At 67.2% G+C, this 16,263-nt stretch carries 10 protein-coding genes; 3 read left to right on the top strand and 7 right to left on the bottom strand.

Annotated features, from left to right (window positions below):
* Positions 1-18 precede the first annotated feature (18 nt).
* From ABD893_RS10175 to ABD893_RS10145, 7 genes are all read right to left on the bottom strand, one after another.
* Positions 19-1,098 (bottom strand): 3-isopropylmalate dehydrogenase, encoded by a 1,080-nt coding sequence (locus ABD893_RS10175; RefSeq protein ID WP_345079247.1) that lies wholly within the window; start codon positions 1,096-1,098, stop codon positions 19-21.
* A 28-nt stretch (positions 1,099-1,126) separates the two neighbouring features.
* Entirely contained in the window at positions 1,127-2,734 is a 1,608-nt protein-coding gene (serA, locus tag ABD893_RS10170; protein ID WP_345079244.1) for a phosphoglycerate dehydrogenase, read from the bottom strand.
* A gap of 224 nt (positions 2,735-2,958) precedes the next feature.
* Positions 2,959-5,607, bottom strand: a complete 2,649-nt coding sequence (locus tag ABD893_RS10165; protein ID WP_345079241.1) for a CDP-glycerol glycerophosphotransferase family protein — start codon at positions 5,605-5,607, stop codon at positions 2,959-2,961.
* Between the two features lie 72 nt (positions 5,608-5,679).
* Positions 5,680-7,368, bottom strand: a complete 1,689-nt coding sequence (locus ABD893_RS10160; protein ID WP_345080770.1) for a Stealth CR1 domain-containing protein — start codon at positions 7,366-7,368, stop codon at positions 5,680-5,682.
* Positions 7,369-7,602: 234 nt separating this feature from the next.
* Positions 7,603-8,634, bottom strand: coding sequence for a ketol-acid reductoisomerase (ilvC, locus tag ABD893_RS10155; RefSeq protein WP_345079238.1), 1,032 nt, complete (start codon positions 8,632-8,634; stop codon positions 7,603-7,605).
* A gap of 105 nt (positions 8,635-8,739) precedes the next feature.
* On the bottom strand, positions 8,740-9,255 hold the full coding sequence (gene ilvN / locus ABD893_RS10150) for an acetolactate synthase small subunit (protein ID WP_345080766.1): 516 nt from the start codon (positions 9,253-9,255) through the stop codon (positions 8,740-8,742).
* 65 nt (positions 9,256-9,320) lie between these two features.
* The gene (locus ABD893_RS10145) at positions 9,321-11,078 is read right to left on the bottom strand and encodes an acetolactate synthase large subunit (RefSeq protein WP_425548367.1); all 1,758 of its coding nucleotides are present in this window, start codon (positions 11,076-11,078) and stop codon (positions 9,321-9,323) included.
* A 383-nt stretch (positions 11,079-11,461) separates the two neighbouring features.
* On the opposite strand from ABD893_RS10145, the gene nirB reads away from it, so the two are divergent.
* The 3 genes from nirB to cobA are packed head-to-tail and all read left to right on the top strand — an operon-like array spanning position 11,462 to position 16,115.
* Positions 11,462-14,149 (top strand): nitrite reductase large subunit NirB, encoded by a 2,688-nt coding sequence (nirB, locus tag ABD893_RS10140; protein ID WP_345079233.1) that lies wholly within the window; start codon positions 11,462-11,464, stop codon positions 14,147-14,149.
* On the top strand, positions 14,146-14,562 hold the full coding sequence (nirD, locus tag ABD893_RS10135; protein ID WP_345079230.1) for a nitrite reductase small subunit NirD: 417 nt from the start codon (positions 14,146-14,148) through the stop codon (positions 14,560-14,562). Before nirB ends, nirD begins: the two co-directional genes overlap by 4 nt.
* The gene (gene cobA / locus ABD893_RS10130) at positions 14,559-16,115 is read left to right on the top strand and encodes a uroporphyrinogen-III C-methyltransferase (RefSeq protein ID WP_345079227.1); all 1,557 of its coding nucleotides are present in this window, start codon (positions 14,559-14,561) and stop codon (positions 16,113-16,115) included. Before nirD ends, cobA begins: the two co-directional genes overlap by 4 nt.
* Positions 16,116-16,263 lie beyond the last annotated feature (148 nt).

Genomic DNA, 16,263 nt, shown 5'->3' with positions numbered 1-16,263 from the left:
TGTGTCAGGGTCAGGCGTTCAGCGCCCGGAGATCGCGGCGACCAGGTCGTCACCGATCTGTGTGGTCCCCCGCGCCGAGAGCTCGTCGGAGCCGGCCCGCGCGGCCAGGTCGTTCTCGACTGCGGCGCGCACTGCGGCGGCCGGTTCCAGCTGTCCCAGATGGTCCAGCAGCATCGCGACCGAGAGCACGGTGGCGGTCGGGTCGGCGAGGTTCTTGCCGGCGATGTCGGGCGCCGAGCCGTGGACCGGCTCGAACATCGAGGGGAAGGCGCCGGTGGGGTTGATGTTGCCGCTCGCGGCGAGGCCGATGCCGCCGCCGACGGCGGCGGCGAGGTCGGTGACGATATCGCCGAAGAGGTTATCGGTGACGATGACGTCGAAGCGGCTCGGATCGGTGACCAGGTAGATCATCATCGCGTCGACGTGCGCGTAGTCGACCTCGACCTCGGGGTGCTCGGCCGCGACCTGCTCGACGATGCGGCGGTAGAGGTGCCCGGCGTGGACCAGCACGTTGTGCTTGTGGACCAGTGTGAGCTTCTTGCGGCGGCGCTCTGCCTGCTCGAAGGCATAGCGCACCACGCGCTCGACGCCGACGGCGGTGTTCAGGGAGACCTCGGTGGCGACCTCCAGCGGCGTGCCGGTGCGCAGCGAGCCGCCATTGCCGACGTAGGGGCCCTCCGTACCTTCACGGACCACCACGAAGTCCATCTCACCGGGATTCGCGAGCGGTGAGGAGACCCCGGGGAAGAGCCGGGTGGGGCGCAGGTTCACGAAGTGGTCGAAGGCGAAACGGAGCTTGAGCAGCAGCCCCCGCTCGAGCACGCCCGAAGGCACGCCGGGATCGCCGACAGCACCCAGCAGAATCGCGTCGTGCTCCGCCAGGCGTGCCATGTCCTCGTCGGTGAGGGTCTCGCCGGTGCGATGCCAGCGGCCCGCGCCGAGGTCGAAATCAGTGGTCTCCACGGTGACGCCGACGGGCTCGAGAGCGGCGCGCAGTGCGCGCAGGCCCTGCGGGACGACCTCCTGGCCGATGCCATCACCCTCGATGACGGCGAGCTTCAGAACGGTCGAGGGGGCGGCGGTGCTGGGGGTGCTCATGACAGGACTCCGGTTCTTCGGGAAACGATCAGTAGACGAGGTCGACGGCGTGGATGGACCGCGCGTCGATCGCAGCGCCGAGCTCCTCGGCGAACTCGCGGTCCACGGACTCATCCAGGTTCAGGACCACCAGCGCCTCGGCGCCGCGGGTGTGGCCGGCGCGAGAGACCTGCATGCCGGCGATGTTGACTCCGGCCTCACCGAGGCGGAGCCCGTAGGTGCCGATCAGGCCCGGGCCGTCCTCGTAGCGGATGATCAGCAGGTGGTCGCTCATCGCGACGTCCAGCGCGTGGCCGAAGACCTCGGTGAGCTTGTGCTCCTGATCCACGCCGCTGAGCGTGCCGGAGACGGTGACGACTGTGCTGTCGCGCAGGGTGCCGCGCAGGGTGACGACGTTGCGGAAGCGCTCGGAGTTCTCATCGGTGACCAGCTGCACCGTGATGCCACGCTCCTCGGCGAGCACCGGGGCGTTGACGTAGCTGACCTGCTCGGTGACCACCGAGCGGAACAGACCACGCAGCGCGGAGAGCTTCAACGCGGTGACATCGCGCGAGGCGATCTCGCCGTGCACCTCGATGTCGAGCAGCTCGGGCGCCTCCCCCGCGAGGGTCGTGAACAGCTGACCGAGCCGATCGGCCAGTGCCACGCCCGGCCGCACCAGGTCATCTATCGCGCCGCCGGCAACGTTGACCGCGTCGGGCACCAGCTCACCGGCCAGGGCCAGGCGCACCGACTTCGCGACCGCCACCCCGGCCTTCTCCTGCGCCTCGGCGGTCGAGGCGCCCAGGTGCGGGGTGAGGGTGACGTTGTCGAGCTCGAGCAGACGCTTCGCAGTGTCGGAAGCCGACGGCGGCTCAGAGGTGTAGACATCCAATGCGGCGCCGGCGATGCGGTCGGAGGAGAGCGCGTCGAAGAGGGCTTCCTCGTCGATCAGGCCGCCGCGGGCGGCGTTGACGACATGCAGGGAGGGCTTCGCGAGCGCGAACTGCTCAGCACCGATCAGACCGGTGGTCTCGGGGGTCTTGGGCATGTGCACGGTGACGACATCCGCCTCACCCATCAGCTCGTCGAGCTCGACCACGCGCGCGCCGAGCTCAGCGGCCCGGGCATGGTTGACGTAGGGGTCGTAGGCCAGGAGATTCACGCCGAAGGGACGCAGCCGCTCGGCGACCAGCTGGCCGATACGGCCGAAGCCCACCACGCCCACCGTCTTGCCCAGCAGCTCCACACCGGTGAGCTGCTTACGCTCCCACTTCCCGGCTTTCACCGAGGCATCGGCACGGCCGAGGTTGCGCAGCGAGGCCAGGATCAGCGCGACCGCGAGCTCGGCGGCGGAGGTGATGTTCGAGGTTGGAGCGTTGATGACCATGACGCCCGCGCTGGTGGCGGCGGGCACGTCCACGTTGTCCAGACCCACGCCAGCGCGCGCGACCACCTTCAGCTGCTTCGCCGCGGCATAGACCTCGGCATCGACCTGGGTCGCGGAGCGGACCATCAGGGCGTCGGCCTCCTGGACCGCCGCCAGCAGGGCGGGACGGTCGGTGCCGTCCACATTCCTGACCTCGATGTCCGACCCCAGGACCTCGACGGTCGCGGGCGACAGCTCTTCTGCGATGAGCACGACGGGACGCGTCACGGTAACTCCTCCGGTAAGGATGGTTGTCGTCGCACGCATCCTCGGGAGCGACGGGTACCGGGACAGCTTAAACCGCTGTCCGCCATGCGGTCATGCCTGTCAGGATGCGAGACGCCGTCAGGGTTCACGGCGGAGACCAGCTCAGCATCACGGCCTCGATCTCCACGGTCTCGAGGTCCTCGTTCTTGGTCCCGTCCTCGAGGCCCGCCCGGAATTCTCGGCTGCTACTGCTCGTACGCGATCGGGGGTGCTGGGGGCGTCGGCACCGGAGTCCCCAGTTCACGCCTGCTGAGAGGCCTGCGGAGCTCCTCTATCGCTTCGACGACGCGCTTGGATGCCCCACCGCGGACGCCTCCGAAGACCGCCTCCGTACGTGCCGCGTACGGCTCGGGGACACGGAAACCCTGTTCAGCGACCTCCGCGCCCTCGGCGATCACCCCGGCGACGTCGCCGACGACCGGACCGAATCCGAGCTCTTCATAGTCGAAGTACCCGGGGCGACCGATGTGCCCTCCGCTGAGGAAGTCCTCCCGATCGAACTGGAAGTAGATCACGGGTCGCTCCGCCACGGCTGCATCAAAGGCGATGGATGAATAATCCGTTACCACGACCGCCGCGCCCGCGATCATCTCCTGCACATCCGCCTCCGCATAGGAGACCACTCGCACGTGGGGCGGAAGATCGAACTCGCCCAGATATGGCTCCAGATTCGGGTGCGGCATGAATACGATCTCCACACCGTGCCGGTCGCCGAGGCCCTGAAGCTCCTGCGACGAGGCGAGAGACCTCCACTCTCTCGCGAACTGAGACTCGAAGAACAGCGGGTTGAGGGCTCGCTCCCCCGTCCCCGCCACCACTGCCCCGGAGAAATAAGCACGCCAGGTCGGCATCAGCACGATGTGGTTGCGTGAACTGCGCTGGTCGCTCTCGCGAGACATCTTGACCAGTCGATCATGGCGCGGGAAGCCCGTCCGGACCACTTCTTTCGTCGTAAAGATATAATTCGAACCATCTCCCGCGATCGAATCCCTCTCATCCCTGGACGCCGTCACCACGAGGTCCACGGTTTTCGTATTCAGCCAGCGGGACAGGTCTGCTTGCGTCACACCGTGCTGCAGGAAGACATATTTCCATCGCCAACCGCCTCGCCGCGCGAACGGCTCCACCACGTACTGGTCGATATGGGAAGAGATCATATGGGTCGCATTGAGGCAGAGAATCATCCAGAGCAGGCTGCCGTGCGGGATCAGGCGCTTGAAACCTTCAGCGCGGAGCCTGTCCCAGTCGGGCGATCCCTTCTTCACCACGAACCAGGCATTTATTTCTCGACGGTGTGAGCGGAGGTACCGGAAGAGATGCTCTGCGTTGTCGTGCGCGTTCTGGCTGCGGTCCATGAGCACCCAGGCGTCGCGGAACATTTTCTTGAACGGCGGCCTGACCGCGAGCATCTCTGCTCGTCTCAACTTCTTCTGGCCATCGGTCAGCTTCTGCTTACGAGTCTTCGAGTGCCGGGAGGCTTCGATGACGTTCGCGGCGCCGCGGTGGTCCTGCTTGCGCATCCGACGGACCTGCGCAGGCCGCACAGCAGTCATCGCGCCGCCGGGCCATTGCGAGGTGAGGGGGACCGACTGCCCATCAAGGCGGATGCTCAATGTCCCGTTCAGCGGAACCCACAGCACGCGCTCGTGCAGCAGGGTGCGGCGCAGGTACGTGAAGTCGCGCGTCTTGGCATGGCGGGGCTCGACGGGTCGACCGCCGACGCGAATCTCTTCCTCCGGTGATGCTCCGGTGAAGTGATACACGAGTTTGACGAGACCCTTCTCCTCGTCGACTCCATCGATGACTACTGCATCCCAGCGCCACGGATGCTCTGCATAGCCATGCACCATCGCCTCCCGCTGCGCGGTCGTCCGCTTGACATCGGAGTATCCCTCGATGTTCATCGGATCAAGCATGCGCAGGGCAGCGCCTGCGAGCTGATGGTAGCGATCGCACGTCTCGAGGCTCAGCGGACGATAGGTCCCGTGGAGCGCGTCCTCGTTGCGGTAGATCCACGTCAGGTCATAGATCACCTCATACTGCACCCAATCCGGAACACGGCCCTTCCGCTCGATGGCGTGATGGAGGAGGTCCAGGGTGCCGAACTCAAGGACGTCCGTGTACCTACGAGGGTCAGTCTTGGCGTTCTGCATGGTCGAGCTGCCGTCGCCGCGACGCCGATAGTGGTACTGCGCGGTGTCCAAGAAGGCGACGACGGGACGGTCGAATTCGAGAAGGTACTTGGCCAGCAGATGCGCATCTTCGAACACCGGCCGCACTCGGACATCAAAAAGGAGATCAGCTTTCCGGAGCACGTCGACGCGGAGGCACGAAGACGCCACATGCATGTGGAAGTTCCGCGGGTACCGTTCGAGATCGACGCTCCGGTTCCCGCTCGCGAATCGGAACCTCAGCGCATGGCTGTCCCCTCTGTCGGGTTCGTCCTCCCAGTAGTCGATGTGGTGCCCCGCCACCAGCTCGACATCGTCATCGCTCTCCAGATACTTCGAGATCTCTGTGAAGAACTCTGCGTCGAGGAAGTCGTCAGGATCGGTGAACGTCACCCAGTCCTCATCCTGCAGGTGACCGATTCCCGTGTTGCGCGCCGCTGCTTGACCAGCGTTCTCCTGGTGGATCACCTCGACCCGGATGTCGGTGAGGCGCGCCCACTCCTCGCAGAGCGCCTCGGAGCCGTCGAGCGATCCATCATTGACCAGAACAACCCGTATCCGGTCATGCGGATACGTCTGGGCATCCAACGACGCAAAGTACTCCGGCAGGTACGTGGAGACGTTGTAGACGGCGGAGATGATGGCAAAACGTGGATGTGGCATTGACTCTCTTCGGAACGCGCGGCGATGGGGTCCTTGGTCGTCGACATGGCGGAGGCCTCATGTCATGGAGAACTACGTCCTGCACTCGAAACGAGAAGGTGCGGGAAAATTATTGTCCAGGAAGGCCTGAACGAAACTGTCAGGAATGGGCCTCGCCCCCGGCACCGGCGCATCATTCACACAGATGGCATCCCGATCGCGCTTCTCAGAGAAACCGTTGAATACTGGGATGAATGAGTCGTCCAGGACGTTCAGATAGGTGTATCTCAACTGGCCGGGCACTGCGCGGGCCGTCGACTGCGCATAGTAGTGATGCAGCTGGTCAGCGACAATGTCATCGTGGTGGCGGAACTGCGACCTGGTGGTCATCTCGTACGCCTCGCCGAAGAGCTTCTCCAGCTCGTACAGCACGCTGCGGAGCATGGGATGGGGGGTGTGCTTGATGGCGCGGGAGACGTTGACCCCAGTCGCATCCAACATGAGCTGCCGGATATTCGCTGTGATGTTCAGATGCGGCTCGTGGTCCACGGAGGGATCGATGAAGGGGCGGCGATTGTTGGACGGTGAGACGAGCGCGAGCCCGGAACCGGTGAAGAACTGCTCCGGAGTGACGGGGCGCGTGAGCATCACGTCGTCATTCATGTAGAGGAAATGCTCGCTCAGCCCCTCAATATGGTGGAGCCTGCTGATGATGGCATTCGAGTTGAACACCGGCAGTCGCCCATCGTCCGGAAAAATATCCCGGTGGTCGACGATCGTGAGCTTCGCGCCCTCGCTGTCCAGCCATGCTGGCTGCTGCTGGTCGGTCACCAGATAGACGTGACGCACCCACGGCGCGAAGTCGTCGAGCGATCGCAGCGAGTATCTCAGCTCATCGCGCGATCGAAAACGAGCAGGATCAGTGGCTTCTGCGTGGAGCTCGGGCGAGTCCTCTGCTCCGGCAGCCCTCGCCTTCCGAACGAGCCACGCAGGGTCGGAGCCGTCGACCCAGGTATAGACCACGTCGATCGGGAACCTGACGTCATCCAGCATCGGCTGCAAGAAGACTTGCGGGATCTTTACGTCACGGCCGTCCCGCTCAGCGGTGACCAGGCGGGACGCTTCCGCTCCCAGGGTTCGAGCTGCCCTGTTCTCGCGCGGCGCCGTCACAGTGTCATCGACCGGGTCGGTCTCCCAGAATTCGATATCGCAGCCGTAGGCTAGAGCCAGTTTTCGGTCGCTTCCATCGAACATGAGGCACTCTGAGATGCGCCAGACGCCGGAGTCATCGAGACCGTCTTCCCAGCGCACGATTCCTCCGAGTGCGTATTCCGACCCCTTGGCCAGTGCATCCGTGATCCGCCACGCGGCTCCGTGGGCGCTGTCCTGCGCACCCTTCTCCAGGGCCGCTCGAACCTGTGCTCTTGAATCGAGGTGCACCGCGATGACGCGCCGCCCCCGGTGGCCCACCCCGTCGACCCACCACCACGGGATACAGGCTCTCTCCAGCAGGTCGACGACGAGCTCGAAGTTACGCGCGTACACCTCGCGGTCGAGCATGGCGGGGACGCGATGCCAGTGGGCGCTGCGGTACGTGACGAGGTCCGGACCGATCATCGAAGAAGGCACGGATCTCGAAGAGCGCACGGTCGTGGCAAGAGATCTGGAGCGCTGCACGGATCGTTGCACCGCGTTGCGGGTTGTGCGCGCCGCGTCCCATGCCACGGTGTCGCGCACGGGGTCCATCAGTCGGCTGGATCGCACCCGCTCGAACAGGTTCATCGCCACGACTACGTCTTCTCTCGCTCCACTCGGCCCGATGCGGTCAGCATGGGGATCGATCGTCTCCACGTTGCTGATACCCGTCGATCGTAAACGTTCACCGGGAGTTCACTCCGCATTGACCTCCCCCGGCGCGGTGCGGCGGCAGAACAGTTCGACGGGTTGCACAGTGCGCATATGCGAACGGCGGGCGCACCCTGAGGGTGCGCCCGCCGTCGCGGCAGAAGAGGTCGATCAGCGCGCGGCGCTGCCCTCGACGTAGTCGGTGTCGACTGCCTGTGCGCTCCAGGAGAACATCTTGCGCAGGTCCTTTCCGACGACCTCGATCTGGTGCTTCGCCTCGGTCTCGCGCAGCTCCTTGAACTCCGGCGCGCCGGCGTCCTGGTCCTCGATGAAACGCTTGGCGAAGGCGCCGCTCTGGATGTCCGCGAGGACGTCCTTCATGGCCTTCTTGGTGTCGGCGGTGATGATGCGCGGGCCGGAGACGTAGTCGCCGTACTCGGCGGTGTCGGAGATCGACCAACGCTGCTTGGCGATGCCGCCCTCGAACATGAGGTCAACGATCAGCTTGAGCTCGTGGAGCACCTCGAAGTAGGCGATCTCGGGCTGGTAGCCGGCCTCGGAGAGGGTTTCGAAGCCGGCCTGGACCAGGTGGCTCATGCCGCCGCAGAGCACAGCCTGCTCACCGAACAGGTCGGTCTCGGTCTCTTCGGTGAAGGTGGTCTTGATGACGCCGGCGCGGGTGCCGCCGATGCCCTTGGCGTAGGAGAGTGCGAGCTCCCAGGCGCCGCCGGTGGCGTCCTGCTCGACGGCGACGATGTCCGGGATGCCACGGCCGGCGACGTACTCACGGCGCACGGTGTGACCCGGAGCCTTCGGCGCGATCAGCAGCACGTCGACGCCCGTGGGGACCTCGATGTAGCCGAAGCGGATGTTGAACCCGTGCGCGAAGGCGAGTGCCTTGCCTTCGGAGAGGTGCGGCTGGATCGACTCGGCGTAGACCTTCCGCTGGTCCTGGTCGGGGGTGAGGATCATGATCAGATCCGCCCACTCGGAGACCTCGGCCACGGTCCCGACGGTGAGCCCCTCTTCCTGGGCCTTGGCGGCGGACTTCGAGCCGTCGCGGAGGCCCACGCGGACCTCGACGCCGCTGTCGCGCAGGTTCAGCGCATGGGCATGGCCCTGGGAGCCGAAGCCGACGACAGCGACCTTCTTGCCCTGGATGATGGACAGATCGGCATTGTCGTCGTAGTAGATCTCAGCCACGTTGTGCTCCTTCGTGTTCGGGGTGCAGGCGACAGGTCGATCCTATCGCCGAGTGTCTTGAATGGTGAGCGATCGTCTCACTGGTGGAGATTCGGCCCGGGAGGTTCAGCCCAGGAGGCTGCGGTCGGTGATCGCGCGTCCACCGCGACCGATCGCGACCTCACCGGACTTGACGATCTCGCGGATGCCGAAGGATTCGAGCATCCCCAGCAGTGCGCTGAGCTTGTCCTGGGTGCCGGTGGCCTCGACGGTCACCGAGTCGGCGGCCGCATCGACCACCTTGGCCCGGAACATCTGCACGATCTCGAGCACCGAGGTGCGGGTGGAGTTGTCCGCGGTGACCTTGATCAGGATGAGTTCGCGCTGCACCGTGGAACGGGCGTCGAGCTGGACGATCTTGAGCACGTTCACCAGCTTGTTCAGCTGCTTGGTGATCTGCTCGAGACGCCGCTGGTCGACGTCGACGACCACGGTGATGCGGGAGATCTCCGGATGCTCGGTCGGTCCGACCGCGAGCGAGGAGATGTTGTACCCGCGGCGGGAGAAGAGCGCGGTGACGCGGGTGAGCGCACCGGGCTTGTTCTCCACCAGCACCGAGAGGGTCTGGTTCTCCGGGGTCATCACGAAATCGGACGTGCTGACAGCCGGCGATGCGGCGGTCTGGGTCGACATGTTCATGGTCATGATCAGATGTCCCTCTCCCACTCGGGGCTCATGCCCTGCGCGATCTGAATCTCGTCGTTGGAGACGCCGGACGGCACCATCGGCCAGACCATCGCGTCGGCGCTGACGGTGAAGTCCACGATCACCGGACGATCGTTGATCTCCATCGCCTGCTGGATGGTCGCATCGATGTCCTCATCGCGCTCGCAGCGCAGACCGGCGCAGCCATAGGCGTCGGCCATCTTGACGAAGTCGGGGATGCGGCGGGAGCCGTGCCCGGTGTTGAGGTCGGTGTTGGAGTAGCGCTTGTCGTAGAACAAGTTCTGCCACTGGCGCACCATGCCCAGACTCGAGTTGTTGATGATCGCGACCTTGATCGGAATGTTGTTGATGACGCAGGTCGCGAGCTCCTGGTTGGTCATCTGGAAGCAGCCGTCGCCGTCGATCGACCACACGACCTTGTCCGGCTGGCCCACCTTCGCACCCATCGCCGCCGGCACGGAGTAGCCCATGGTGCCCAGGCCCCCGGAGTTCAGCCAGGTGTAGGGGTTCTCGTACTTGATGAACTGGGCGGACCACATCTGGTGCTGGCCCACGCCCGCGACATAGATCGAGTCCGGTCCGGAGATCGCCCCGATGCGCGAGATGACCTTCTGGGGAGCGGTCAGGCCGTCCTCGGTCTCGGTCCAGCCCAGCGGGTAGTTGTCCCGGAGCATGTCCAGCGTGTTCCACCAGGTCTCGTAGTCTCGGATGTCGTCGGCAGCGATGCGATCCCGCAGCTCGGCGGTCAGCGCGCGGGCGATCTCGGCGGCCTGGCCGACGATCGGCACGTCAGCGTCACGGTTCTTCGAGATCTCCGCCGGGTCGATGTCGGCGTGGACGATCTTCGCGTTGGGGGCGAAGGATTCCAGCACCCCGGTCACGCGGTCGTCGAAGCGGGCGCCGATGTTGACGATCAGGTCGGAGCGCTGCAGCGCGGAGACGGCCGCGACGGTGCCGTGCATCCCGGGCATGCCCAGGTGGCTGGGGTGGGAGTCCGGGAGTGAGCCGCGGGCCATCAGCGTGGTCACGAAGGGGGCGCCGGAGACTTCGATCAGCTCACCGACCTCCTCGGTCGCACGGCCGCGCAGCACGCCGCCGCCGAGCAGGAAGACGGGCCGCTTGGCGGCCATCAGCAGCGAGACCGCCTCGCGGATCTGCTTGCTGTGCGGGCGCGGGTCGGGGCGGTAGCCGGGCAGATCGAGCGCTTCGGGCCACTCGAAGGTGGTCATCGCCTGCTGGGCGTCCTTGGTGACGTCCACCAGCACCACGCCGGGACGGCCGGTCGATGCGATGTGGAAGGCCTGCTTGATCACCTTGGGGATGTCCTCCGCCTTGGAGACCAGGAAGTTGTGCTTGGTGACGGGCATCGTCATACCGACGATGTCCGCCTCCTGGAAGGCGTCGGTGCCGATGAACATGGAGCCGACCTGACCGGTGATCGCCACCATCGGGATCGAGTCCATCTGGGCATCGGCGATGGCCGTGATGAGGTTGGTCGCGCCGGGACCGGAGGTCGCCAGGCACACACCGACCTTGCCCGTGGCGTGGGCATAGCCGCTGGCCGCATGCCCGGCACCCTGCTCATGGCGAACCAGCACATGACGGAGGCCTTCGGCGTCCATCAGCGGATCGTAGGTGGGCAGGATTGCGCCGCCGGGAAGGCCGAAGACGACCTCTGCCCCGGCAAGCTTGAGGGACTCGACCAGCGCCTTGGCACCGGTCATCTGCTGTCCGTTCATCGGAACTCCTTCGTCGTCTCGGACGGTGGGCATGGCGGTGAACTGATGCGTGGACCTCCTCGTCCCTCCGCCGTGCTGTCGCCGACGCACGAAAAAGCCCCTCCGCCAGGGGCTCGGGAGGGGCGCGGATGACAGCTCGTAGTGACGAGGGGCGTCAGCCGCGCTCGGTAACTACGAGAAGGATCTTCTGCATGCCGACACATTAGGCCTTTTCACAGCGCAGAGGCCACCTGTCCGGATTGCGAGACCGGGCGGACAGCAGGGTCGTGCCGCGCCACCTGCGGCGCCCTGCCGGACCGACGAAGGTCCTGCGGAGAGCGCATTTCGCCGTCTACCTTATGAGCGACGCCACCCGGCCCCCGAGAGGTTCGAGAACAGCAGCCATGAGCACCCCAGGACACTCCCCACTCATCGCCCCCGCGGAGCACGCGCCGCTGGCCGATCAGCGCATCGTCGTGATCGGTGGCGGCATGACCGGTCATCGCTTCGCCGCGCGCCTTCGCGCGCAGGACCCCGAGGGGCCGTGGACGCTCACCGTCATCGGCGAGGAGCCACAGCAGCCCTACGACCGGGTGCACCTGTCGAACTGGTTCGCCTCCCGCAACGCCGACCTGCTCTCCCTGGACGTCTCCGTCTGGGAGGACCCGCGCATCAGCCTGCTCACCGGGGACAAGGCCGAGACGATCGACCGGGTCGCCGCTCACGTGACCACGACGTCCGGCACCACCATTCCCTACGACCGGCTGATCCTCGCCACCGGATCCTGGGCCTGGGCGCCGCGTGCCGACGGAAGCGAGCTGCCGGGGATCTTCTCCTATCGCACCGTGGGCGACGTCGAGCAGATCGCCGAATGGGTGGCGCTCCGCGAGAAGACGCTGGGACGCCAGGTCCGCGGCGTTGTGGTCGGCGGCGGCGTGCTGGGCCTCGAGGCCGCGGCCGCGCTGCAGGATCTCGGTGCCGCCTCGACCGTGGTCGAGTTCGCCGACCGGGTGATGGCGGTCCAGCTCGACCAGGGCGGCGGGGAGATGCTGCGCCTGCTGATCCAGGACAAGGGCATCGACGTGCGCACCGGGGTCGGCGCCTCCCGCTTCCAGCCCGCCGGGGACGGACAGGTCGGCACCGCAGTGCTCTCCGACGACTCCACCCTCGACGCGGACGTGGTCATCTTCTCCACCGGCATCCGCCCCCGGGACCGGCTCGCCCGCGAGGCCGGACTCGCGATCGGCGAGCGCGGCGGCGTGGTCGTCGGCGATTCCTGCCAGACCTCCGACCCCGCGATCTGGGCGATCGGCGAATGCGCCTCCTTTCAGGAGGCCTGCGCCGGGCTCATCGCCCCGGGCAACGACATGGCCGATGTGGTCGTGGACCGCTTCCTGGGCGGCACCCGCACCCACCAGCGCAAGGACGACGGCACCAAGCTCAAGGGAGTGGGGGTGGATGCCGCCGCCTTCGGTGACGTCAACGCCGTCACCGCCGGAGCCCTCGAGGTCGCTTTTGTCGACCCTGTGAACCGCAAGTACCGCAAGCTGGTGATGTCCGATGACGCGAAGGTGCTGCTGGGCGGTGTCTTCGTGGGAGACATCGAGCTGTTCTCGCAGCTGCGCCCTCTGATCGGCCGAGCCCTCGGCGCCGACCCGTCGGCGGTGATCGCCCCCGAGGGTGGGGACGCGATGGCCGATGCCGAGCTGCCCGACGATGCGGTGGTCTGCTCCTGCAACAACGTCTCCGCCGGCACCATCCGCGCCTCGGTGAGCGAGCACGGGTGCACCACGCTCGGCGAGGTCAAGGAGTGCACGACCGCGGGCACGGTGTGCGGTTCCTGCGTGCCCACCCTGACGAAGCTGCTGAACAAGGAGCTCGAACGCTCCGGCATCGCTGTCTCCACCGCCATGTGCGAGCACTTCGCCCACTCCCGCGCCGAGCTGTACCAGCTGGTGAAGACGGGCGGTCAGCAGACCTTCACCGAGATAGTCACCGCCTTCGGCCGCGGCCGCGGCTGCGCGGTCTGCAAGCCCGTGGTGGCCTCGCTGCTGTCGAGCCTCGGCACCACCTCCGGGCGCCTGCACTCGCCGGTCGGCGAGCAGCTGGGCTCGCTCCAGGACACCAACGATCACGTGATGGCGAACATCCAGAAGAACGGCACCTATTCGGTGATCCCGCGGATGCCCGCCGGCGAGGTCACTCCCGAACAGCTGCTGGTCCTCGCCCAGGTCGCCATCGACTACGGGCTCTACCTCAAGCTCAACGGTGCCCAGCGGATCGGCATGTTCGGAGCGAGGCTGGATCAGCTGCCGGAGATCTGGCGGCGTCTGGTCGACGCGGGCTTCGAATCCGGCCACGCCTACGGCAAGTCGCTGCGGATGGTGAAGTCCTGCGTGGGCTCCACCTGGTGCCGCTATGGCGTGCAGGACTCCACCTCGATGGCCGTCGCGCTCGAGCGGAGGTACCGCGGCCTGCGCTCCCCGCACAAGCTGAAGGTCGGCGTCTCCGGTTGCGCGCGCGAGTGCGCCGAGGCTCGGGCCAAGGACGTCGGCGTGATCGCGACGACCAAGGGCTGGAACCTGTACGTCGGCGGCAACGGCGGTGCGCAGCCGGCCCATGCCCAGCTGCTCATCGAGGACCTCGACGATGAGAACCTCGTCAGATGCATCGACCGCTTCCTGATGCTGTACATCCAGGAGGCCGACAAGGTCCAGCGCACCGCGCGCTGGGTCGAGGATCGCGAGGGCGGGATCGAGGAGCTTCGTCGCGTGATCGTCGAGGATTCCCTCGGCATCGGCGAGGAGCTCGAGGCGCAGATGGCGAACCACGTCGCGACCTACGAGGACGAGTGGACCGCCACCCTGAACGATCCGCAGCGCATGGCGAAGTTCGTGTCGTTCATCAACGCTCCCGGGGTGGCCGATCCGGACCTCGCCTGGGTGCCCGAGCGCGGGCAGATGCGTCCCGCCAACGAGATGGACGAGCACACCGCGCCCGACCCGGTGCGCGCCCGTGCGCTCGCCTCACTCAGCCTGGGGGCGACCAGCCCGCTGGGCGATTCCGTCGACACCCCGGAGGAGGGGCGATGAACGCCCAGGACCCGACCATGATCGATATCTGCGCGCTCAGCGACCTCTCCGTCGAGCGTGGCGTCGCGGCGCTGCTCGGCAGCGACCAGGTGGCGGTGTTCCGCCTGGCCGACGACTCCGTGCGCGCCTGTCAGCAGCGCGACCCGTACTCCGGGTCGAACGTGCTCTCGCGCGGACTGATCGGCTCGCATGAGCTCACCGACGACGGGGAGGAGCCCGAGCAGCTGGTACCCACCATCGCCTCCCCGATGTACAAGCAGGTCTGGAACCTCGACACCGGGGAGGTGCTCGACGCGGGCGGTGGCGAGAAGCTCCCGATCGCGGTGCACGCGGCGGAGGTGCGGGACGGCCGGGTGCTGGTCGCGGCCACACCGCTGCCCCACGCCTCCGACGCCGCCGGGACAGCCCCGTGACCGCGGCGCTCCCCTCGTTCGACGGGGTGCTGGGCGGCGCGGCGCTCACCCCCGGTGCCGTGGCGCTGGTGGGCGGCGGGCCCGGTGCCCTTGACCTGATCACAGTGCGCGGGCTGCACCTGCTGCAGCAGGCGGACGTGGTGGTCATGGACCGGCTGGGGCCGCGCGGCCTCACCGAGCTGCTGGGCCCGGACGTGACGGTGATCGATGTGGGCAAGACCCCCGGGCACCCCTCCCGCACTCAGGAGCAGATCGGAGCGCTGCTGGTCGAGCAGGCCCAGGCCGGCCACCGGGTGGTGCGGCTCAAAGGTGGGGACCCGTTCCTGCTGGGTCGCGGCGGCGAGGAGGTCCTGGCCTGTCGCGCGGCCGGCGTCGAGGTGCAGGTGGTGCCCGGGGTGACCTCAGCCATCGCGGGGCCCGCGGCCGGGGATATTCCTGTCACCCATCGCGGTGCTGCGGTCGCGCTGCACGTGGTCAATGCCCACGGAGATCTCGGTCCCGCGGATCTCGCCGCGCTCCGGGATCCCGGCACCACCACGGTGCTGATGATGGGGGTGGGGTGGCTTCCCAGGCTGGTCTCCCAGGCGCTGCTGAACGGCGTCCCGCCCGAGACCCCGGTTGCCGTGGTGCAGAGCGCGACCCTGCCCGAGCAGCGGAGTGTGCGAGGCACCCTGGCCTCGATCGAGGAGAGGGTGCGGGAGGCCGGCATCGGCTATCCGGCGGTGATCACGGTGGGCCGTACCTCGGCTGAGGGGTTCCTGGAGGCTCCTTCCTCCGCCCCTCGAGCGCGCGGCGCGGGGCGGGAGGCACTGCCTTCGACCGAGAAGCCGGACGTTACCGCGGTGCCGGTGCTCATCGGCTGCGCGCACGGAACCCGGCAGCGTGAGGGCCGCGACGTGGTCCGGGCGATCCTGCGCCGGATCTCCGAGCAGCTCCCTTCCGTCGCGGTGCGGGAGGCCTATGTGGATGTGCAGAGCCCGGAGGTCTCCCAGGTCGTGGCACAGCTGGCCCCGGCACGCGCCACGGTGCGCACCCGTGAGGAGGACACCCCGCCGGCAGTGGTGGTGGTGCCGCTGCTGCTGTCCACCGGGCTCCACGTGGGTGAGGACATCGCCAGCGCGGTCGCCGGTCATGAGGCACTTGCCGCGGGACCGCTCGGCCCGGATCCCCGGCTCGCCGAGGTGATGGAACAGCGGCTTCAGGAGGCGGGGGCGCAGCCCGATGACGCGGTGGTGATGGCGGTCGCCGGCACCCGGGACCGCGCGGGACAGGAGATGGGTGAGCAGATGGGCGCCCTGCTCTCCGCGCAGCTGCAGCGCACGGTGACGGTCGGCTTCATCGCCGCGGCGCAGCCCTCGGTCGCCGACGCCGTGGCACAGGCTCGCAAACGCACCGGAGCCCGAGTGGCGCTCGCCACGTATCTACTGGCACCCGGATACTTCCACGCTCAGCTCCAGCGGGCCGGCGCGGATCTGGTGGCGGCGCCGCTGGGCGACCACCCGCTGATCGCCGAGATCGCGGTGGATCGCTACCGGTCGCTGCTGGGCGGCTGAGGGCAGGGACCAGGGCCAGTGGTCAGGGCCAGTGGTCAGGGCCAGGGGCAGGGGCCCGGGCTGTCACCAGGGCCGTTGCCCCCGCTACCCATAGGTATCCCCTCTGAGCTGTCGCCATGGCATGCGCCAGGCGACAGTTCAGAGGGGA

The sequence above is a fragment of the Brachybacterium paraconglomeratum genome (assembly GCF_039541415.1).
GTDB classification, from domain to species: Bacteria; Actinomycetota; Actinomycetes; order Actinomycetales; family Dermabacteraceae; genus Brachybacterium; species Brachybacterium paraconglomeratum_A.
The sequence above is the reverse complement of the archived record's forward strand: the minus strand, read 5'-3'. Positions and strand labels throughout refer to the sequence as shown.

Bases quoted from the DNA above. Each gene is read 5' to 3' on its own strand.
- ABD893_RS10175 (WP_345079247.1), bottom strand. From the start codon at position 1,098: ATGAGCACCCCCAGCACCGCCGCCCCCTCGACCGTTCTGAAGCTCGCC.
- ABD893_RS10165 (WP_345079241.1), bottom strand. From the start codon at position 5,607: ATGCCACATCCACGTTTTGCCATCATCTCCGCCGTCTACAACGTCTCC.
- ABD893_RS10160 (WP_345080770.1), bottom strand. From the start codon at position 7,368: ATGAACCTGTTCGAGCGGGTGCGATCCAGCCGACTGATGGACCCCGTG.
- ilvN (WP_345080766.1), bottom strand. From the start codon at position 9,255: ATGACCCCGGAGAACCAGACCCTCTCGGTGCTGGTGGAGAACAAGCCC.
- ABD893_RS10145 (WP_425548367.1), bottom strand. From the start codon at position 11,078: ATGAACGGACAGCAGATGACCGGTGCCAAGGCGCTGGTCGAGTCCCTC.
- nirB (WP_345079233.1), top strand. From the start codon at position 11,462: ATGAGCACCCCAGGACACTCCCCACTCATCGCCCCCGCGGAGCACGCG.
- nirD (WP_345079230.1), top strand. From the start codon at position 14,146: ATGAACGCCCAGGACCCGACCATGATCGATATCTGCGCGCTCAGCGAC.